This is a genomic window from Spirillospora sp. NPDC049024 (assembly GCF_040649235.1).
Classification (GTDB): domain Bacteria; phylum Actinomycetota; class Actinomycetes; order Streptosporangiales; family Streptosporangiaceae; genus Spirillospora.
In genome coordinates this window covers 311293-330883 of the sequence record NZ_JBEZFD010000002.1, presented here as the reverse complement: position 1 = coordinate 330883, position 19591 = coordinate 311293, and the positions used below count along the sequence as shown (strand labels likewise).

Here is a 19591-nt window from a genome sequence, read left to right as displayed (position 1 = left end):
CCGGAGGGGCTCAGGCGTCGCCGGGTGCCTCGGCCGTCGCGAGGAGGAGGCGGCCGGCCCGTTCGGTGACCTCGGCCCGGGTGCGGCCGCCATGGTCGGCGGCGAGGAAGTGGCTGCCGACCAGGAGGCAGAAGGCGAGCATGCTGCGGGCCTCGACCTCGTCGGGGTCCGCGCAGAAGGTGCCGAACAGCTCGCGCAGGTAGTCCATGCGCTGGTTGTCCACGCGGCGGACGCGCTCGGCCACGTCCGGGTCGCGGCGGGCCCAGTCGCGCATGGCGAGGTCGACATGGAGGCGGTCGCCGGCGCGGGTGAGGAGACCCGCTCGCCTGATCTTGGTGCGGGCGTCGCCGCCCTCGCGTTCGACCTGGTCGCGCAGGTCGTCGACGGACCGCCGCTCCCACTCGTCGAGCATGGCGGCCAGCAGCGCCTTGCGGTCGGGGAAGTGGCCGTAGAAGCCGCCCTTGGTGACGCCGAGCGCCTGGGCGAGGGCCTCGACCCGGACGGCGTCGGGCCCGCCGGCGGCGAGGGCCTTCAGGCCCTGCTCGATCCAGCTGCTGCGAGGCGTGCGCAATACGGCGGGCATGGCCCATTATCGCCTCCCCCACCCGGAGCCGATTCATACGGTGCCGTATATTTGGCCGCGAGGCGGGCGCGACGGAGCGTCCGCCGACCGAGGAGGCTCGCAATGAAGCTCCCCCCGACCGCGCACACCGACCGCCCCTGGCGGATACACGAGATCACGCCCGACTTCCGGATCGAGGACGTCTGGGCACTGCCCGCCACCGGCGGCCCGGACGACTTTCCGAGGCTGGTGAAGCAGATGACCTCCGGTGAGGCCGGACTGTCCGGCGTCGCCGGCATGCTCATGGAGATCCGCTGGAAGCTCGGGAGGCTGTTCGGCTGGGACAAGGAGGACGCCGGCCTCGACGCACGGGTGCGGACGCTGAGCGACCGGCTGCCCGACGATCTGCGCGAGCACTCGCCGGGCCCCGCCTTCGGCTCGCTGCCGTTCCGGTCGCTGTACCTGACCGGCGACGAGTGGGCGGCGGAGATGGCCAACCGGACGGTGCACGGCGTCATGCACATCGGCTGGGTCGAGGACGGCTCCGGCGGCCACCGCGCCCAGATGGCCGTCCTGGTGAAGCCGAACGGCCGGTTCGGCAGGGCCTACATGGCCGCGATCCTGCCGTTCCGCCACGCCCTCGTCTACCCGTCGATGATGCGCACGATCGGCCGCGAGTGGCGGGCCGCCCAGGCGAAGGCGGCCTGACCGGCGCCGTCCCGCCCGGCCCCCCGGGCATGGAGCGGCCCCGTCCCTGCGGGGGCAGGAGGGACGGGGCCGCGAGCCGCGCGGGACCGGGCGACGGCCGCCCGCGCGGCGGCTCTCGGTGCCTGCTAGTGCTCGGCCGCCTTCTCGGCGCCCGCGCCCGTGAGGGAGCGGACCTCGATCTCGGCGTACTTGGCCGCGTTGTACTCCTTGCTGAGCAGGGTTCCGGCCAAGCCGCACAGGAAGCCGAACGGGATGGAGATGATCCCGGGGTTGTCCAGCGGGAACCAGCTGAAGTCGGAGTCGGTGAACAGGGACTTCTCCGTGCCCGACACGACCGGCGAGAAGGCCACCAGGAAGATGGCCGAGCCGAGGCCGCCGTAGATGGCGGAGACGGCGCCGGTGGTGTTGAACCGCTTCCAGAACAGGCTGTAGAGGATCGCGGGCAGGTTCCCGGACGCCGCGACCGCGAAGGCCAGCGCGACGAGGAACGCCACGTTCAGGCGCTGCGCGTAGATGCCGAGCACGATCGCCACGGCGCCGATCACGAACGCGGAGATGCGGGCGACGCGCACCTCGTCCCGCTCCGAGGCCTTGCCCTTCTTGAACACGTGGGCGTACAGGTCGTGGGAGAACGACGAGGACGAGGCGAGGGTGAGGCCCGCCACGACCGCGAGGATCGTCGCGAACGCGACCGCCGCGATGACCGCGAGCAGGATCGTCCCGCCCGCGTCCCCGAAGACGATCTCACCGATCTTCTGGGCCAGCTGCGGGGCCGCGGTGTTGCCCGCCGGGTTGGCCTTGGCGATCTCCTTGGACCCGACGAGCGCGGCGGCGCCGAAGCCGAGGACCAGGGTGAGCAGGTAGAACACGCCGATGATGCCGATGCCCCACAGCACCGACTTGCGGGCGTCGCGGGCGGTCGGGACGGTGTAGAAGCGGATCAGGATGTGCGGCAGCCCGGCGGTGCCGAGGACGAGCGCCAGACCGAGGCTGATCAGGTCGAGCTTGCCGGTGAGGCCCTGCTCCGCGGTCGCGTAGCGCAGCCCCGGCTCCAGGAACGCGCCGCCCTTGCCGCTCTGGTCGGCGGCGTCGTTCAGCAGGCTGGACAGGTTGAACCCGAACTTGCCCAGCACCAGCAGCGTGATCAGGGTGGCGCCGGTCATCAGCAGGACGGCCTTGACGATCTGCACCCAGGTGGTGCCCTTCATCCCGCCGAACACCACGTACACGATCATCAGCACGCCGACCAGCGCGATCGTCGCGCCCTTGGCGAAGTCGCCGGTGAAGCCGAACAGCAGCGACACCAGCGCGCCCGCGCCGACCATCTGCGCCAGCAGGTAGAAGATCGACACGACGATGGTGGAGACGCCGGCGGCGGTGCGGACCGGGCGGGGGCTCATCCGGAACGCCAGCACGTCCGCCATCGTGAAGCGGCCGGAGTTGCGCAGCAGCTCGGCGACGAGCAGCAGCGCCACCAGCCACGCGACGAGGAACCCGATCGAGTACAGGAACCCGTCGTACCCGTACAGCGCGATCAGGCCGGCGATGCCGAGGAACGACGCGGCGGACATGTAGTCGCCGCCGATCGCCATGCCGTTCTGCGCACCGGAGAACGACCGCCCGCCGGCGTAGAAGTCGGTGGCGTTGCGGGTGTTGCGGCTCGCCCAGACGGTGATCGCCAGGGTGGCCGCCACGAAGACCAGGAACAGGATGATCGACAGGGTCTCGTTGCTCATCGGGCCTCCTCCGCGGCCGGGGCCGACTCCGCTTCGATGCGGGCGCGGATCTCGTCGGAGACCGGGTCGAGGCGGCGCTCGGCGTGCCGCGCGTACAGGTAGGCGATGAGGAAGGTGGAGACGAACTGCAGCAGCCCGAAGACCAGGGCGATGTTGACGGCCCCGAACAGCTGGGTGCCCATGAAGTCGCGCGCCCATCCCGACAGGACGACGTACAGCAGGTACCAGCTGAGGAAAGCCGCGGTCATCGGGAACACGAATCGGCGGAATCTGGACCGGAGTTCCTGGAACTCCGTAGTGCCCTGGAACCGTTCATAGACGGTGCCGGGGGCGTTCTTTTCGAAGGACACGCCCACCCCTCCTCGGTTGTGACGCCGGTCACGCGCCACGGTAAAGAGCCTGCTGGAAGCCGACGAGGGGGCGCGGGCGAGGCTGCGGCAAGCCGCCATTCACCGTCGCCGGAAGGCCGCGACCGTCGCCGAACGGTCGTTCTGGCACGACGAACGGTCACACCCGCTTGGGCCGCCAGGTGCCCCGGTCCACGTCGAGCGACTCCGGGGTGTGCAGGCGCACCATCATCCGGGCGACACCGCGCGGTGTCCGCCGGGGCGTGCACAGCGAGACGACGATCATGACGGTGAACGCGATCGGGACCGTCCAGGCGGCGGGCTGGGCGAGCAGCGCGCCGAGCAGCCCGGCCGGCGGGCCGGCGGCGATCGTCACCACCACCGCGGTACCGGCGAGCACGCCCCCGAGGGTGAGCCCGGCGAGCGCGCCCGGCACGGTGAGCCGCCGCCACCAGACGCCGAGGACGAGCAGCGGGCAGAACGTGGACGCCGCGACGGCGAACGCCAGCCCGACGACGTCCGCGACGGCGAGGGACCGGGCCGCGATCGCCAGGCCGAGCGGGACGGCGAGGGCGAGCAGCGTCCCGACGCGGAACGAGCGGACGCCGCCGCGCAGGATGTCCTGCGCCAGCACCCCCGCGACCGAGACGGTGATGCCGGACGAGGTGGACAGGAACGCCGCCACCGCCCCGCCCGTCACGAGCGCGCCCAGCAGGTCGCCGCCGAGCCCGCCGATGAGCCGTCCGGGCAGGGTGAGGACGACGGCGTCGGCCCGCCCGGTCATCAGCAGCTCGGGCGTGTAGAGGCGCCCGAGCACCCCGTACAGGGCGGGCAGCAGGTAGAACGCACCGAGCAGCGAGAGCACCACGACCGTCGTGCGGCGGGCGGTGCGCCCGTCCGGGTTGGTGTAGAAGCGGACGAGGACGTGCGGGAGCCCCATCGTCCCGAGGAACGTGGCGAGGATCAGCGAGTAGGTGGCGTAGAGGGAGTGGTCGCGCCCGTCGAGCGGCAGCGCCCACTCCCGCCCGGTGGTCGCGGGGCGCCCGCTGACGTGCGGGACGTCGGCGCCCGCCGGGAAGGTGACGGACGTGTCCTGGTCGAAGTGGTGCGGCCCCGGCCCCAGCGCGAGCGGGGCGCCGGAGTAGGCGCGCCCGTCGACCCGTCCGTCCACGGCCACCTGGACGGGTGTCGTGACCTCCACGGTGACGGCCATGCCGACCGCGACGGTCGTGCGGTCGCCGAACCGCGGCGGGACGTCCGACGACAGGCCGGGCGCGCCGTCGTACCGCCACGCCATCAGCAGGAACACCAGCGGCACGGCCAGCGCGGTCAGCTTCAGCCAGTACTGGAACGCCTGCACCATCGTGACGCTGCGCATGCCCCCGACCAGCACGTTCGCCGCCACGACGACCGCGATGAGGACGCCGCCCGTCCACACCGGCGCGCCCGTGACCGTGCGCAGCACCAGCCCGGCGCTCTGGAACTGGGGCAGCAGGTACAGCCAGCTGATCAGCACGACGAACACGCTCGCGACGCGCCGCACCGCCATGGACTCCAGGCGCGCCTCGGCGAAGTCCGGCAGCGTGTAGGCGCCGGAGCGGCGCAGCGGCGCCGACACCAGGACGAGCAGGACGAGGTAGCCGCCCGTCCAGCCCACGGGCAGCCACAGCATGTCGGCGCCGTAGGCGAGGATCAGCCCGGCGATGCCGAGGAACGACGCGGCCGACAGGTACTCCCCGCCGATCGCGGACGCGTTGCGCAGCGGCGTCACCGTCCGGGACGCGACGTAGAAGTCGGAGGTCGTGCGGGAGATCCGCACCCCGAGCACGCCGACGAGCATGGTCGCGACGACGACCAGCAGCACGCCCGCGAGCCCGTACGCGGTGCTCACAGCCGGTCGGCCCGGTCGACGAGGTCGGCGAAGTCGTCCTCGTTGCGCTCGGCCTGCCGGACGTACCACCAGCCGCAGGCGACGAACCACGGGTAGATCAGCCCGCCGAGCAGCACCCACGGCAGCGGCAGCCCGAACACCTCCTGCTCGCGCACCGCGGGGACGAGCGCGAACAGCAGCGGCAGGCCGAGCACCACCACCGCGAGGACCAGGCACAACCGGGCCGCCAGCCGCCACTGCGCGCGCACCAGCGACCGCATGTACGCCTCGCCGAGCCCGGTCTGCTCGTCGATCTCCCGCGTCACCGGGTACCGGGGCCGCCGGACGGCCCGGGTCCGCGGCCCGGTGACCAGCGTCCTCCCGGGCGCGACGCCCCGCGGGCCCGGTTCCGCCCCGTTCAGGGGGACCGCCTCGCCCGGCGGAAGAGCAGGTCGCGCAGCTCGCGCACGTGCCTGCGGGCGACCGGCAGCTCGGCGCCGCCCACGACGACGGTGCAGCGCCCCGAGTCGAGCCGCAGTTCCGTGATCGCCGACAGCGCCACGAGATGGCTGCGGTGCACCCGGACGAACCCGGCGCCGCTCCACCGCTCGCTCAGCGCGGCGAGCGGGATCCGCACCAGGTGGCTGCCGCCCGGCGTGTGGAGCCGCGCGTAGTCGCCCTGCGCCTCGACGTACAGCACCTCCGCGGGCGTGACGAACCGGGTCACCCCGCCCAGCTCGACGGGCATGGGCTCCGGCTCGGACGGCTCCGGCGCGGCCTCGTCCTCCCCGACGGCCTCGGTGACCCGCCGGATCGCCACGGCCAGCCGCTCCGGCCGCACCGGCTTGAGGATGTAGTCGGCCGCCTTGATCTCGAACGCGTCCACGGCGTGCTCCTCGTACGCCGTGACGTAGACGATCTGCGGGGCGCGGGCGAACTGGGCGAGGACGCGGCCGAGCACGGTGCCGTCCAGGCCGGGCATCCGGATGTCGAGGAAGACGGCGGCTACGGGACGCCCCTCGGCGAGCGCCCGGTCGAGCTTGCGCAGCGCGGCGGCCCCGTCCCGGGCGGTGTCGATCTCCCCGATGCGCGGGTCGGCGCGCAGCAGGTGGACGAGGTCGTCGAGCGCGGGCGCCTCGTCGTCCACCGCCAGGACACGCAGGCCCACAAGACCATCCTTTCCACACCGTTCGCCACATTCCAGTCAACAAATAACCCCACGTCAAGAGGCCGTCACACCCGGCCGGTACTTGGGGACCCGCACCGTGATCTTCGTCCCGGCGCCCGGCCCGGTCTCCACGGCGAGCCCGTACTCGTCCCCGTACACCTGCCGGAGCCGCGCGTCGACGTTGGCGAGCCCGATCCCCGCCGCGTCGTCGGCGGACGGCTCGGGCCGCTCCCCGGACAGCAGGCGGCGGACGTCCTCGGGGTCCATGCCGATCCCGTCGTCCTCCACGCTGATCACGCAGTCGGCCCCGGCGTCCTCCGCGATGATCGTGATCAGCCCGGGCTCGGACCGGTCCTGGAGCCCGTGCCGCACGGCGTTCTCCACGAGCGGCTGCAGACAAAGGAACGGAACGGCCACCGGCAGCACCTCGGGCGCGATCCGCAGCGTCACCCGCAGCTCCTCACCGAACCGGGCGCGCTGGAGCAGCAGGTACCGGTCGATCGACCGCAGCTCCTCCGCCAGCGTCGTGAAGTCGCCGTGCCGCCGGAACGAGTACCGGGTGAACCCGGCGAACTCCAGCAGCAGCTCCCGCGCCCGCTCCGGATCGGACCGGACGAACGAGGCGATCGTCGTCAGCGAGTTGTAGATGAAGTGCGGCGAGATCTGCGCCCGCAGCGCCCGCATCTCCGCCTCCATCAGCAGCGTCCGCGAATGGTCCAGCTCGGCGAGTTCGAGCTGGGCGTCCACCCACTGCGCGACCTCCTCGGCGGCGCGGATCAGCCCGGCGGGAACGTCCTCCCCGTACGCGGCCAGCGTCCCTACCACCCGGTCATCGGTGGCCAGCGGCACGACCACGACCCTCCGGATCGGGCAGTCGAGCCGGTCGCACTCCACGTCGTGCACCTGCGTGCGCCCGTTTCCCCGCGTGACCTCGGCGTGCTTGGGCCCGTCCACCGCGTGGTGGTCGTGCTCCCCGTCCCAGGCGAGCAGCCGCTCCCCGTCGGTGATGGCGAGCGCCTCGCACCCGAGCAGCGCCCGCAGATGCCGGGCCGCCTTCTGTGCCCCCTGCTCGGTCAACCCGCCCCGGAACGCCGGCGCCACCCGCGAAACGGTGTGCAGCGTCTCGAACGTCGCCCGCCGCTCGGGCCCCCCGAGATCCCCCCGCCGCCGATGCCGCCGCCCCCACAGCAACGCCGGCACCCACGTGACCACCAGCGTCGCGGCCACGGCAACGACCACACTCATCCGGCCAAACTACGCCGACCGGACACCCTCCGGGGAGCCTGGTCCAATCAACTTCACCCCCGCGGCGCGCCTACCGCTCCCGGACGGCGTAGGTCAGGTGCGTCGCCCTCGGGGAGGGCTCAGCGCGGACCGGCTCCAGGGCCACGCGGCCGGCGTCGACCTCCTCGAACAGGCGGATGCCGGAGCCGAACAGCACGGGCGACAGCGCGATCGAGAACTCGTCGATCAGGCCGGCGTTCACGTACTCCAGGATCGTCTCGCCGCCGCCCGCGATGCGGACGTCGCGGTCGCCGGCGGCCTCGCGTGCCTGGCCGAGCGCGGACTCGATGCCGTCATTGACGAAGTGGAAGGTGGTCCCACCCGGCCGCTCCCAGGGGTCGCGCTTCTCGTGCGTCACGACGAACACCGACGTGTGGAACGGCGCCTCCTCCGGCCACATCCTCTCGCCGGCGTCGAACATGCGCTTGCCCATGACGCTCGCGCCGGTGCGCTCGAACGTCTCCCGCACGATGTCGTTGTCGCGCCCCTCCTCGCCGCCCTCGCCCATCTTGAGGTTCTCTCGGAAGAACCGCTGCGGGAGGATCCACGCCTGCAGTTCCCTCCACTGCCGCCCCATCAGTTCCCCAAGGGACTCGGGCGCGATGAAGCCGTCCACCGACATCGACACGCTGAAGAACACTTTTCCTGCCATCAGTCCTGATCTCCCTTTCGAACGGTCTCGGTGATGTAGGCGGACAGGTTGCTCAGGGTCTGCCGGCCGCCCTCGATCGCGTGGTACTTCTCGACCGCCTCCTCGCGCAGTTCCTTGGTCGGGAACACCGTGCGCATCTCGATCCGGGTCGCCGCGCCGTCGGGCGCGAACGTGATCACCGACTCGAAGGCGTTCGGGTCGCCGGGGGACTCGCCGTGCAGCAGCGCGATGCGCTCCGGCGGGGCGATCTCGGTCCAGGAGATCCACTCGGGGTAGTCCGTCCCGTCCGGTCCGTGCATCACGAAGTCCCACTCCGCGCCGACGCGGAACTCGAACGACCGCGTGGTGGTGGAGAACCCCTCCGGGCCCCACCATCGCGACAGGTGCCGGACCTCGGTGAACGCCTCGAACACCAGTTCCCGCGGGGCGTCGATGACCCGGGAGATGACGATCTCGCGGTCGGCCGTCGCGGACCGCGCCGGCGCCCTCCGTCCCATTGCGCTCATCAGCTACTCCTCCTGCCTTGCCTGCTTCAGGTCCTGCACGTAGGCGTCCAGCCGGTCGAAGCTCTCGTTCCAGAACCGCTCGAACCCGCCGGTCCACTCGTGGACGGGGCGCAGCCCGCGGGCGTCCAGGCCGTACAGGCGCTGCTTGCCCGCCCTGCGGTCCCGTACCAGCCCGACCTCCCGGAGCACCCGCAGGTGTTTGGACGCCCCCGGCTGAGTCATCCCCAGCTCCTCGGCCACCTCGGTCACCGGCCGTTCACCCGCCCGCAGCAACACCAGGATCTCCCGGCGCTGCGGCTCGGCGATCGCGTTGAAGACGTCCGACGTCGTCGCTGCTCGTGCCATGGCCGCAATCATATTCCCATATGGGAATGTGTCAAACGGTGGGTGCGGAACCAGCGCAGGGTGTCGGGGAGGGCGCGGTGGAGGGTGGCGAAGTGGTCGGTGCCGGCGCCGGTGCCGTAGTCCACGACCTGCGGCCGGGTCCCGTGGGCGCGGAGGGCGCGGACGCAGTTGCGGGTGTTGCCGAAGGTGACCTGCTCGTCGGCGGACGCGCCGTACAGGCGGATCGGTGCGCGCGGTGCCCAGTCGCAGGTGCCGTCGGCCGCGCGGATCGCCCGCAGGAGCGCGCCTGAGGGGTGGTCGAGCCAGTGCAGGTAGCGCGGGGTCACCAGTCGTTCGGGAGTGGCGGGAAGCTGGGGGAAGATGTCCGATTCATCGTGGCCGCCGTCGAAGAGCCGTTCCATGGTCGTGTCGTAGGGCGCCTGGAAGACCTCCGAGGGCCTCTTGTACAGGTGGTGGAGCCGGTTCCAAGAGACCGTGGCATAGGCGAGGTTGAACGCGGACACCCGCGGGTCCAGTGAGCTCCGGGCGCGCAGAGTCGCCGGCAGCTGTGCGCGCCGCAGGTCGTAGGTCCCGCTGATCGGGGCCAGTGCGCCCAGCCGCAGGTAGGGATCGGCGCCGCCTTGCAGTCGGCGTCCCAGCGCCATGGCGGCCTGACCGCCCTGCGAGAAGCCGGTCACCAGCACCCGCCGCTCAAGTCCCCTGCCCTGCCGGGCGGCGACGGCGCGGGCGGCGCGGAGCATGTCCAGCGATGCGGACGCCTCCGAAGCGGCGTCCAGGTAGGGATGCGCTCCGGGCCCCAGCCCCAGGCCGAGGTAGTCGGGGGCGACACCGGCATATCCGGCGGCGGCGTAGTAGACCGCCGCGATCCTGCTCTGCCCGTCGGCGGCGACCGAACCGGCGGTGCTGCGGCCGGCGTGGGTTCCATGGGCGAAGCTGACGGCCTGCAGCGTCCCGGCGGTGTCGCTGGGAAGGACGACGATCCCGCTGGCGAGGGTGGGCCGACCGGTCGCGGAGACCGTGCGGTAGAGGACCCTTAAGCCGCTCACCCCGCTACGCGGCTGCGGAGACCTCAGGCCCTCGTTGCCCAGGTAGTCGCGAACCTGCGACCGCGACATGCGGACCACCGGCGTCACCGAGACCACCGTCCCCCGCCGCCCGACGAGATCCGACCGTCCGGCCGCGGCTGCGGCATGTTCAGCGCTGGGCACGGCGCAACCCGCACCCGCGGCGACCAGCGTGGTACCGAGAAGAACCCGCGGCACACGGCCGCTCACGAAGCTCATTTCCATGCCCACGACGCTAAAAAGGCGGGTGCCGTCACACCATCGACCTACACCCCCGAACGCCGGTGCACCCAGCCCCCTCAGGGGGTGTACCCACCCACACCCCGGCGCGCCGCCCACCCGGTCTTGTTGGTGGCGTGGTCGGCTTCTCCCCCCTTGGCGGCGGTCAGGGCAGGTCGAGGGATGTTGCCAGTTCGTCCAGGTGGAAGTGGGCGTCGCCGAAGGCCAGGGACGCGGTCAGTGCGTGTTCGGAGAACAGGTGCAGGTCGTGTTCCCGGGTGAAGCCGATGGCGCCGTGTACCTGGTGGCCTAGGGCGCACACTCGTTCGTACGCTTCGCTCACCCAGGCCTTGGCCATCGCCACCGCCTGCGCGGCGTCGCGGTTCGCCGAGAGGAGCCAGATGGCCTCGTAGGCGGTGAAGCGGGAGCCGAGGACGTCGATGGCCATGTTCGCGCAGTGGTGCTGGACGGCCTGGAACGAACCGACCGCGCGGCCGAACTGCTCGCGTTCGGTGGCGTACTGGACCGTCATGTCGAGGACGCGTTGCGCCGCCCCCACCATCTCGGCGCAGGTGGCTGCCGCGCCGAAGAGGGAGATCGCGTTCGCGGCGTCCGGGCCCATTGAGTCCTCGTCCGGGACCCACAGGCCGTCCAGTTCCGCATGGCAGGGACGGTCGTGGCCGATCGTCCCGAGTGGTTTCAGTGTGACGTCGGCGGCGTCGACCCAGAAGGCGTGCGGCTCGCCGTCGAGCCGGGCCACCAGCAGGATGTTCTCGGCGGACGCGGCGAACGGCACGAAGGTGGCCGTGCCTTCCAGGAGGTACCCGGAGTCGGAGCGGGTCGCGACAAGCCCCTCGCCGGGACGGTCCCACGGGAGCGGTGCCGCGGTCACGATCCGGCCCTCCGAGATGGCGCTCAGCCAGCGCTCCTTCTGCGCGGACGTCCCGAACCGCGCGACCGGCATGCCGCAGCACGCGACCGACGCCAGCAGCGGGCTCGGGACCTGCGCGTACCCCAGCTGCTCGAACAGCAGGCAGACGTCCAGGAAGTCGCCGCCGACGCCGCCGTGCTCCTCGGGGAGGGCGAGGCCCGGCCAGCCGAGCTCGACCATCTCCTTCCACAGCGGCGCCGAGTGGCCGGCGGGGTCGCCCGCCAGGGCCCGCGCGCCCGCCGTCGCGGCCTTGGACTCCAGGAGCTCGCGGGCCGTGGCGGCGATCAGCTCCTGGTCCTCGGTCAGGCTCAGGTCCATGGCGGCGGCACCTTGTCCGAGCGGACCCACACTCCCGGCCGCTCCTCCCAGAACAGCTGGACGAGGATGCCGCCGGTGTGCTTCGGGTGGATGAACGTGTGCTTCCATGCGGCGCCGTCGGTGACGCCCTCCTCGTCGTCGAAGGTCGGGACGTCGTGGTGGTCGCAGGCCGCCAGCGCCGCGTCCCAGTCGGCCACCTCGAAGGTGACGTGGTGCGCGCCCGGGCCGCCGCGCTCCAGGAAGCGGTCGATGAACGAGTCCTCCCCGCGCGGCATGATGACCTCCCAGCAGATCGCCGAGCCGGGGATGTTCAGCACGAGGTCGGCCATGTCGGGGTGCTCCTCGTCCGCCGTCCGCCAGACCTGCACGAACCCGGCGAGGTCGTGGTACCAGCGGGCGAGGACGTCCCGGTCGTGGAACGCCTGGCAGATGTGGTCGAGGGCCACGACGCCGAGGGTCGGGCCGTCCGGCGGGGACGGCTCGGCGGCCGCGGCGGCTGCGGTGTCGCCGCACATGTCCAGGCTGCCCGGCCCGCGGAGCCGCCACAGCACGCCGGTGCCGTGCTCGGGCGGGCTCAGCGACGCCTCCAGCCAGCCGCCGCGCGCCCAGTCCGTCGGTTTGATGCCGCGCACCTCGAGCTCCGCGCGGACGGCTTCGAGGTCGGGCACCTCGGCGCCGACGTGGTGCAGGCCCGGCCGGCCCTTGTGCTCGTCCAGCCACGTCTGCAACGAGCCGCCGTCGCCGGCGGGCGCGACGACCTCCCAGGCCTGCCCTCGGCTGCCCGGGATCTCCAGCCGGGCGCCGCGCACGCCCTCGGCCGGGTTGTCCCAGCTCCGCACGCGCCGGAACCCGAAAAGGCCCTCCAGCAGGGCGACCTGCGTCTCGAGGTCGGGGGTCACCTGCGCGACATGATCGATTCGGTAGATCTGCACGGGTCCTCCTAGCTCGGGTGGGGCTCGATCCAGTCGTAGCCGTAGGTGACGAGCTCCTTGACGAGCCGCAGGTTGTAGCGGTTCATCGCCGCGATCCGCTCGGCCAGCTCGCCGATCCGCTTGTCGAACTCCGCGGCGGGATACACGTCGTTGACCAGGCCGAGCTGCAGGGCGCGCTCGGCGCCGATGCGGGCGCCGGTGAAGAGCAGCTCCTTGGCGCGGGCCTTGCCGATCCGTTCCGGCAGCCGCTTCACGCCGCCCCAGCCGGGCGCGGACCCGCCGAACTCGGGCTGGTCGGGGTCTCCGTCCTCGGTCATCTTCGGGCGGTACGGGGGACGCGCCGACAGCGTGATCTCGACGAGCCCCATCTTGGCGTCGTCGGAGGCGATGATGAAGTCCGCCGCGAGCGCCAGCTCCAGGCCGCCGCCGACCGCGTAGCCGTGCACCGCCGCGATCACCGGGACCGAGAGGCGCTCCATCATCGCGAACGTCTTCTCGCCGAGCCGGCCCTGCTCGATCCGCTCGCGCGGGGTCAGCTTCTCCGACCAGGAGAGGTCCATGCCGGCGCAGAACGCGCGCTCGCCCGCGCCGCGCAGCACCACGACGCAGACGTCCTCGTCGTCGTCCACGCGGGTGAAGATGTCGCGCAGCTCCGTCATCGTCGTGGGCGTCAGCGCGTTGAGCTTGTCCGGCCGGTTCAGCGTCAGCCAGGCGACCCGCTCCTCGATCCGCAGGTCGACGGTCTCGTACTCCTCGGGCATGTCCGTGGCTCCTCCCGTAGTGGTCAGCCGCGGGGCAGGTTCAGGCCCCGGGTGGCGATGACGTTGCGCTGGATCTCTGTGGTGCCGCCGAGGAAGGTGGACGCGACCGAGTCCCGGCGCATGTGCGTGAACACCGCGTCGAGGGGCGCCCCCTCGCGGTCCCAGAGCGCGGCGGACCGCCCGAACGCCAGCGCGCCCGTCCGCGCGAGCCGCTGGTGCAGCTCGGCCCCGAACAGCTGGTTGACGGACGCCTCGAAGCCGGGCTCGTCGCCCGCCGCCTGCCGCGACACCGTGTAGCGGGCCAGGTTGTACAGGACGGCGATCTCGGTCCGCCGGCGCGCGACCTCCTCACGCAGCGCGGGGCTCCGCCGGGCGTGCCGCGCCCCCTCCGGCGACCTGAGGTAGGCCACCAGATCGGCGAGGGCGTGCTCGTACTTGATGGTGGCGCCGATCCCGGCCCGCTCGAAGCCGAGCGCGGACATCGCCACGTACCAGCCGCGGTTCTCCTCGCCGACCCGGTTCGCCACCGGCACCCGGACGCCCTCGAAGAAGATCTCGCAGAACGGCACCGCACCCCGGATGTCGGTGATGGGGCGGATCGTCACGCCGGGCGAGTCGGCCTCGACCAGCAGGAACGTGATGCCGCGGTGGGGGCGCTCGGCGGACGGGTCGGTGCGCACGAGCACGAACAGCCAGTCGGCGTACTGGCCCAGGGACGTCCACACCTTCTGGCCGTCGACCACGTACTCGTCCCCGTCCCGGACGGCGCGGGTGCGCAGCGAGGCCAGGTCGGAGCCCGACTCCGGCTCGGAGAAGCCCTGCGCCCACGTCGCCTCGCCCGCCGCGATCGGCGGCAGGTGGACGGCCTTCTGCTCGTCGGTGCCGTGGACCAGCAGCGTCGGGCCGAGGAGGAACGCGCCGATGCCGTTCACGGTCGGCACCCGGGCGCGCATCATCTCCTCGTGCAGGACGAACTCCTCCAGCGCCGACAGGCCCGCGCCGCCGTACTCCCGGGGCCAGTGCGGCGCGATCCAGCCGCGCTCGGCCAGCGCCGCCGCCCAGGCCCGCGCGCCCTCGCGCCGCTCGGGATCCTCCGCGACCCGGTCGACCGGCCAGTTGTAGCCCGCGACGTCCTCGGGTTCGAGGCTGTGCTCCGCGTCCCCGGCCGGACGGTACGACGCCGGGAACCGCTCCTCGACGAAGGCGCGGACCTCCTCGCGGAAGGCCGCCTGCTCTGGCGTGTCGTCCCAGTTCACCGGTCGCTCGCCTCCCGGTCCCAGGTGGTCGGGGTGATCCCGCCGTCGCCCTGCGCGCGCAGCTTGTACTTGGCGACCTTGTCGGTGGGGGTGCGCGGCAGCGCGTCGATGAACTCGACGTAGCGCGGCACCATCGAGCGCGGCAGCCGCTCCTCGCAGTAGGCCACCAGCTCCTCCGGGTCGAGCCCGGTGTCCGGTTGCACCACGACCGACACCTTGATGTCCTCGTCCTCCAGTTCCGAGGGCACGCCGATCGCGGCGCACTCCAGTACCGCCGGATGCCGGTTGATCTCGGTCTCCAGGTCGAACGCGGAGATGTTCTCCCCCCGCCGGCGGATGGCGTCCTTCATCCGGTCGAGGAAGTAGAAGTACCCGTCGTCGTCGCGCCATACCCGGTCGCCGGTGTGGAACCACATGTTCCGGAAGCAGTGGGCCGTGGCCTCCCAGTTGCCGTAGTAGCCGGTCGTGAGGACGAACGGCTGCTTCGGCCGCAGCACCAGCTCGCCCGGCTCGCCCGGCCCGACCTCCCGGTCGCGCTCGTCCACGACCGCCACCTGGAACCGCTCCTCGTGCGCCTGCCCGCACGAGCCGACCCGCCACTCCCCGTACGGGCTGCCGGTCGCGATGCCCGCCTCGGTGCTGGTGTAGGTCTCCACGGACCGGACGCCGAAGCGCTCCCGCAGCGGCTCGTCCAGGTTGGACTTGCCCATGTAGAACGTCTCCAGCCGGTGGTCGCGGTCGCGGGACGTCGGCGGGCGGTTCAGCAGGATCGGGATCATGGAGAACACGCTCATGCAGACCTGCGCGTCGAAGCGGCGCACGTCGTCCCAGAACCTCGACGCGCTGAACCTCTCGACGATCGCGATCGAGCCGCCGCCGAGGAGGGCCGAGAGCATGCCGTCCCACAGCGCGGCGGCGTGGAACAGCGGCAGCGGGCAGTAGATCGTCTTGCCCCAGCGGTCGAGGAAGTCGAGCGAGTCGTAGGCGCAGGTCAGCGCGAGGGCGTGCGGGACCATCGCGCCCTTGGACGGCCCGGTGGTGCCGGACGTGTACATGATCGCCTGCATGTCGCTGAAGGCGACGCCGGCGTCCACCGGACCGGATCCGTCGGCCGGCAGCGCGGACATGTCCCGCGCGGGCTTGCCGAGCCGGTCGAGCAGCACCCCGGCCTCCGCGGCGCCCCGCACGATGACCCGTTCCAGCTTGGGCAGCCGGTCCGCGATCTCGACGAGCCGCTCGGCGTACGGGCCGTCGATGATGAGCCGGCCGGAGTCGGAGCTGTCCAGAACGTGCCGGAGCAGTTCGCCCCGGTAGGCGATGTTGATCGGTACGGCGACCGCGCCCAGCCGGGCCAGCGCGAAGATGACGTGCACGAAGTCGGCGCAGTTGGGCAGCATCACGCCCACGTGGTCGCCGCGCGCGATGCCGGCGGCGGAGAACGCGCGGGCCAGCCGGTCGGCGGCGGCGTCCACCTCGCCGTAGCTGATCTCCCCGTCGCGGAACCTGAGGAACGTCTGTCTTCGGTGCACCTGCGCCTGTGACCGGAGAACGTCCCCGAGGACGAAGCTCTCCAGCGTCTCCTTGCGCATCCGGACCTCCGCTGTCGCTGCGTGGCGTGGGTCGACGGGCTGGGTGGGCTCGACGGCTGGCGGCTCGATGGGCGGCTCGTTGGCGGGCGGGCGGACGGCGGCGCGGAAACGGCCGGCGGGGTCCGCAATCAGACATTGCCTTAAATAGAGGAACACGAAACGCCAAACACGGCAATAGTGGCGAAAAGACAACAAGGACGTTCAAGTAGCGCGCTACTGGGACACGCCATCACCACTGTGACGCACGCCACACCACCCGGCCCCCGGTTTTCGGACACACGCCTCAGCAGGCGAAGTACCCCCGATACGACGGAACGCCCGGCCAGGCGGCGGCCTGGCCGGGCGTTCGCCCGGGGACGAGATCAGCCGGTGACGCTCGCGATCCAGCGGTGGTGGTACCCGATGCTGGTGTAGATGTCGGGCGTCTCGCCGCAGACGTCGCCGACGCCTCGGGAGTCGACGCCGGTGATGACCCAGCGGCCCCTGACCTTGATCAGCAGCGGCGAGCCGGAGTCGCCGCCGCACGGACCGCGGACGCCCTCCGGGTTGTCGGTGCAGATGTCGTGGTCGCGGTAGCCCCACGCGTCGTCGCCGTTGGCGTCCACCTGGCACTTCTTCGTCCCAGGCGAGATCACCTTGGTGTCGAGCTGCTGCAGTCGCACGGGCAGTTGACTCGGGTCGTTGTCGCTGGTGGAGGTGTAGCCCCAGCCGATCTGCCGGACCGGCGTCCCCGGCGCGGGGATCGTCCTGGCCTGCGGGACGGGCGGCTGCGGGACCGCGGTGTCGAGGTGCAGGAGCGCGATGTCCTTGCCCTCGGAGCGGTCGTCCAGGTACCGGTAGCCCGGGTGGACGACGATCTCCTTGAGCCCGGCGACGCTGCCGCCCTGCGTCCGGTCGTTGGAGCCCACCCGGACGTGGAACAGCGCGGGGTCCATGACCGAGTAGGGCGCCCCGTCCTGGCCCGCCCGGGTCACACAGTGGGCGGCGGTGACCACCCACTCCTCGCCGATCAGCCCGCCACCGCAGCGGTGCGAGTCGGGGTTCCCGTTCCGCTCGTACTCCAGGGAGGCCATGAACGGGTACGCCTGGTCGGCGGGCGTCCCGCCGATGATCTTCGGCGTGGGCGGCGGCTCGTCGGCGTGCGCCGCCGTCCCGAGGCCGGCGACCGTCCCGCCCGCCAGCACCGCCGCGCAGGCGAGCCTGCGCCACGTCCCTCTCGTCTTCCTGTCGCTCGTCCGCAAGGACAGCTCCGATCGGTCGAGTTGATCTTGACCTGGGGGACGCTACCGGCCGCGGCCGCCCGATGTCCGGCACTCTCCGATACAAGATCAAATAACGCCGGGCCGGACACGGTGCACAAGGACTGCCAACGAATCCGCCCAAGGATCGGAGGATGTCGCCGAAAGCGATCCTGAGCTGCGCCTCTATCGTTCTGCCGTCACCCCTGCGGAAGGAACGAGTGCGTCATGGAGAATCCGAAGGCCCCTGAGCCCCGCTGGTGTTCGTGCCGCGTGCCGGACGTCAGCCGCAGGCAGGTCCTCGGCGGCCTCACCGCCGCGAGCGCGCTCGCCCTGGCCGGGTGGCCCGGCTCCGCTCAGGCGGCGACCCCCGGCAGGTCCGTGACGATCACCGTCATGGGCACGTCCGACCTGCACAGCCACGTCGTGAACTGGGACTACTACAAGGACGCCGAGTACACCGACAGTGCGGGCAACGTGGTCGGCCTGGCGCGCGTGTCCAGCCTCGTCAACCAGATCCGCGCCGACCGCGGGCGCGAGCGCACGCTGCTCTTCGACGCGGGCGACACCATCCAGGGCACCCCGCTCGGCTTCTACTACGCCTCCGTCGAGCCGATCACCGAGACCGGCGGGATCCATCCGATGGCGCGGCAGATGAACGCCATCGGCTACGACGCCGTGGCCCTCGGCAACCACGAGTTCAACTACGGCATCCCGTTCCTGAGCAGGTGGGTCGAGCAGATGGACGCGCCGGTGCTCGCCGCCAACGCCGTCCACGCGGGCACCCGCCGCCCCGCCTACCTGCCGTACATGATCAAGACGATGCGGGTCCGCGGCTACCCGCCGATCCGCGTCGGGCTGCTCGGCCTCACCAACCCGGGCGTCGCGATCTGGGACAAGGCCAACGTCTCCGGCAAGCTCGACTTCCTGGACCTGGTGGAGACGGCCCGGCGCTGGGTGCCGGTCATCCGCGCGAAGGGCGCGGACGTCGTCGTCGTCAGCGCCCACTCCGGCGACAGCGGCACCTCGTCCTACGGTGACGCGCTGCCCGTCGAGAACGCCGCCGCCCTGGTCGCCGAGCAGGTCCCGGGCATCGACGCGATCCTGTTCGGGCACGCGCACCTGGAGATCCCGCAGCGGTTCGTCACCAACAAGGCCACCGGCCGGACGGTCGTGCTGAGCGAGCCGAAGTGCTGGGGCCAGCGCCTGTCGGTCTTCGACCTCACCCTCGTCCACGAGCGGGGCCGCTGGAAGGTCGCCGGCAAGTCCGCGACGACCGTGAACAGCAACACGGTCGACGAGGACCCGGAGCTCGTCACGCTCGTCAAGAAGCAGCACGACGCGGTGGTCGCCTACGTCAACAAGGAGGTCGCGACCTCCACCGAGGAGATGTCGGCGGCGGAGTCCTGCTGGAAGGACACCGCGATCCTGGACTACATCCACCTGGTGCAGACCGCGAAGGTCAAGGAGGCGGTCGCGGGCACCGAGAACGCGTCCCTGCCCGTCGTCTCGATCGCCGCGCCCTTCAGCCGCGCCGCGACCTTCCCGGCCGGCAAGGTGACGATCCGGGACATCGCCGGCCTCTACATCTACGACAACACGCTGCTGGCGAGCGTCCTGACGGGCTCCCAGATCAAGGCGTACCTGGAGTACTCGGCCCAGTACTTCAAGCAGGTCGACCCCGGCGCCCCGGTCGACCCGGCCTCGTGGACGAACGCGAACAACCGCCCCGACTACAACTACGACCAGTTCTCCGGCGTCACCTACGACGTCGACATCGCCAAGCCGGCGGGCTCGCGCATCGCGAACCTGTCCTACGACGGCAAGGCCGTCGCCGACGACCAGAAGTTCGTCGTCGCGGTCAACAACTACCGCCAGTCGGGCGGCGGCGGCTTCCCCCACATCGCCGCGGCCCCGGTCGTCTACAACGCCCAGGTGGCGATCCGCGAGGCGATCGTCGAGTACGCGTCCGCCGCCGGAACCATCGACCCCGCGACGTTCCACGTGCAGAACTGGAAGCTCGTCCGGAACGGCACCCCGGTCTTCTAGGGCCTGGCTCGAAGTGTCCTCGGCCACGCGCGCGAACGCGTGACCTGCCCGGTGCG

19 protein-coding genes are annotated in these 19591 nt (G+C 71.8%); 2 read left to right on the top strand and 17 right to left on the bottom strand.

Annotation, left to right across the window (positions count from 1 at the left end; genetic code table 11):
• Positions 1-10 precede the first annotated feature (10 nt).
• Positions 11-583 (bottom strand): TetR/AcrR family transcriptional regulator, encoded by a 573-nt coding sequence (locus AB0C21_RS04375; RefSeq protein ID WP_500202634.1) that lies wholly within the window; start codon positions 581-583, stop codon positions 11-13.
• Positions 584-685: 102 nt separating this feature from the next.
• Here AB0C21_RS04375 and AB0C21_RS04370 point away from each other — a divergent pair, with 102 nt between their 5' ends.
• Positions 686-1270: a DUF2867 domain-containing protein gene (locus tag AB0C21_RS04370; protein ID WP_500202633.1), complete on the top strand. Its 585-nt coding sequence runs from the start codon at positions 686-688 to the stop codon at positions 1268-1270.
• 125 nt (positions 1271-1395) lie between these two features.
• Here AB0C21_RS04370 and AB0C21_RS04365 read toward each other — a convergent pair whose 3' ends face one another.
• The 16 genes from AB0C21_RS04365 to AB0C21_RS04290 all read right to left on the bottom strand — a co-directional run bounded on the left by AB0C21_RS04365 (position 1396) and on the right by AB0C21_RS04290 (position 17489).
• On the bottom strand, positions 1396-3006 hold the full coding sequence (locus tag AB0C21_RS04365) for a monocarboxylic acid transporter (protein ID WP_500202632.1): 1611 nt from the start codon (positions 3004-3006) through the stop codon (positions 1396-1398).
• Positions 3003-3362 (bottom strand): DUF485 domain-containing protein, encoded by a 360-nt coding sequence (locus AB0C21_RS04360; protein WP_500202631.1) that lies wholly within the window; start codon positions 3360-3362, stop codon positions 3003-3005. Before AB0C21_RS04360 ends, AB0C21_RS04365 begins: the two co-directional genes overlap by 4 nt.
• Before the next feature lie 151 nt (positions 3363-3513).
• Positions 3514-5244 carry a sodium/solute symporter gene (locus AB0C21_RS04355; RefSeq protein ID WP_500202630.1) on the bottom strand — a complete coding sequence of 577 codons (1731 nt, stop codon included), beginning with the start codon at positions 5242-5244 and terminating at the stop codon, positions 3514-3516.
• On the bottom strand, positions 5241-5549 hold the full coding sequence (locus tag AB0C21_RS04350) for a DUF485 domain-containing protein (RefSeq protein WP_235037105.1): 309 nt from the start codon (positions 5547-5549) through the stop codon (positions 5241-5243). Before AB0C21_RS04350 ends, AB0C21_RS04355 begins: the two co-directional genes overlap by 4 nt.
• 92 nt (positions 5550-5641) lie before the next feature.
• Positions 5642-6391, bottom strand: coding sequence for a LytR/AlgR family response regulator transcription factor (locus AB0C21_RS04345; protein WP_500202629.1), 750 nt, complete (start codon positions 6389-6391; stop codon positions 5642-5644).
• 54 nt (positions 6392-6445) lie between these two features.
• Entirely contained in the window at positions 6446-7636 is a 1191-nt protein-coding gene (locus tag AB0C21_RS04340) for a sensor histidine kinase (protein ID WP_500202628.1), read from the bottom strand.
• A 70-nt stretch (positions 7637-7706) separates the two neighbouring features.
• Entirely contained in the window at positions 7707-8327 is a 621-nt protein-coding gene (locus tag AB0C21_RS04335) for a dihydrofolate reductase family protein (protein ID WP_500202627.1), read from the bottom strand.
• On the bottom strand, positions 8327-8833 hold the full coding sequence (locus AB0C21_RS04330) for an SRPBCC family protein (RefSeq protein ID WP_500202626.1): 507 nt from the start codon (positions 8831-8833) through the stop codon (positions 8327-8329). The genes AB0C21_RS04335 and AB0C21_RS04330 overlap by 1 nt, the downstream gene beginning before the upstream one ends.
• Positions 8834-8836: 3 nt before the next feature.
• Positions 8837-9178, bottom strand: a complete 342-nt coding sequence (locus AB0C21_RS04325) for an ArsR/SmtB family transcription factor (RefSeq protein ID WP_500202625.1) — start codon at positions 9176-9178, stop codon at positions 8837-8839.
• An 8-nt stretch (positions 9179-9186) separates the two neighbouring features.
• Positions 9187-10224: a hypothetical protein gene (locus tag AB0C21_RS04320; RefSeq protein WP_500202624.1), complete on the bottom strand. Its 1038-nt coding sequence runs from the start codon at positions 10222-10224 to the stop codon at positions 9187-9189.
• Between the two features lie 403 nt (positions 10225-10627).
• On the bottom strand, positions 10628-11710 hold the full coding sequence (locus AB0C21_RS04315) for an acyl-CoA dehydrogenase family protein (protein ID WP_500202623.1): 1083 nt from the start codon (positions 11708-11710) through the stop codon (positions 10628-10630).
• On the bottom strand, positions 11701-12642 hold the full coding sequence (locus tag AB0C21_RS04310; protein WP_500202622.1) for a VOC family protein: 942 nt from the start codon (positions 12640-12642) through the stop codon (positions 11701-11703). Before AB0C21_RS04310 ends, AB0C21_RS04315 begins: the two co-directional genes overlap by 10 nt.
• Positions 12643-12650: 8 nt before the next feature.
• Positions 12651-13403 (bottom strand): enoyl-CoA hydratase/isomerase family protein, encoded by a 753-nt coding sequence (locus tag AB0C21_RS04305; RefSeq protein ID WP_500202621.1) that lies wholly within the window; start codon positions 13401-13403, stop codon positions 12651-12653.
• Positions 13404-13426: 23 nt separating this feature from the next.
• On the bottom strand, positions 13427-14659 hold the full coding sequence (locus AB0C21_RS04300) for an acyl-CoA dehydrogenase family protein (protein ID WP_500202620.1): 1233 nt from the start codon (positions 14657-14659) through the stop codon (positions 13427-13429).
• Positions 14656-16248, bottom strand: a complete 1593-nt coding sequence (locus AB0C21_RS04295) for an AMP-binding protein (protein WP_500202619.1) — start codon at positions 16246-16248, stop codon at positions 14656-14658. The genes AB0C21_RS04300 and AB0C21_RS04295 overlap by 4 nt, the downstream gene beginning before the upstream one ends.
• Positions 16249-16610: 362 nt before the next feature.
• A complete protein-coding gene (locus AB0C21_RS04290) occupies positions 16611-17489 on the bottom strand; it encodes a S1 family peptidase (RefSeq protein ID WP_500202618.1) in 879 nt (292 codons plus the stop codon).
• A 225-nt stretch (positions 17490-17714) separates the two neighbouring features.
• On the opposite strand from AB0C21_RS04290, the gene AB0C21_RS04285 reads away from it, so the two are divergent.
• Positions 17715-19535, top strand: a complete 1821-nt coding sequence (locus tag AB0C21_RS04285) for a bifunctional metallophosphatase/5'-nucleotidase (protein ID WP_500202617.1) — start codon at positions 17715-17717, stop codon at positions 19533-19535.
• The last annotated feature ends 56 nt before the right edge of the window (positions 19536-19591 follow it).

Excerpts from the sequence above, each read along its gene's own strand:
- AB0C21_RS04375 (WP_500202634.1), bottom strand. The coding sequence starts at position 583 with ATGCCCGCCGTATTGCGCACGCCTCGCAGCAGCTGGATCGAGCAGGGC.
- AB0C21_RS04370 (WP_500202633.1), top strand. The coding sequence starts at position 686 with ATGAAGCTCCCCCCGACCGCGCACACCGACCGCCCCTGGCGGATACAC.
- AB0C21_RS04365 (WP_500202632.1), bottom strand. The coding sequence starts at position 3,006 with ATGAGCAACGAGACCCTGTCGATCATCCTGTTCCTGGTCTTCGTGGCG.
- AB0C21_RS04340 (WP_500202628.1), bottom strand. The coding sequence starts at position 7,636 with ATGAGTGTGGTCGTTGCCGTGGCCGCGACGCTGGTGGTCACGTGGGTG.
- AB0C21_RS04335 (WP_500202627.1), bottom strand. The coding sequence starts at position 8,327 with ATGGCAGGAAAAGTGTTCTTCAGCGTGTCGATGTCGGTGGACGGCTTC.
- AB0C21_RS04330 (WP_500202626.1), bottom strand. The coding sequence starts at position 8,833 with ATGAGCGCAATGGGACGGAGGGCGCCGGCGCGGTCCGCGACGGCCGAC.
- AB0C21_RS04325 (WP_500202625.1), bottom strand. The coding sequence starts at position 9,178 with ATGGCACGAGCAGCGACGACGTCGGACGTCTTCAACGCGATCGCCGAG.
- AB0C21_RS04315 (WP_500202623.1), bottom strand. The coding sequence starts at position 11,710 with ATGGACCTGAGCCTGACCGAGGACCAGGAGCTGATCGCCGCCACGGCC.
- AB0C21_RS04305 (WP_500202621.1), bottom strand. The coding sequence starts at position 13,403 with ATGCCCGAGGAGTACGAGACCGTCGACCTGCGGATCGAGGAGCGGGTC.
- AB0C21_RS04295 (WP_500202619.1), bottom strand. The coding sequence starts at position 16,248 with ATGCGCAAGGAGACGCTGGAGAGCTTCGTCCTCGGGGACGTTCTCCGG.
- AB0C21_RS04285 (WP_500202617.1), top strand. The coding sequence starts at position 17,715 with ATGGAGAATCCGAAGGCCCCTGAGCCCCGCTGGTGTTCGTGCCGCGTG.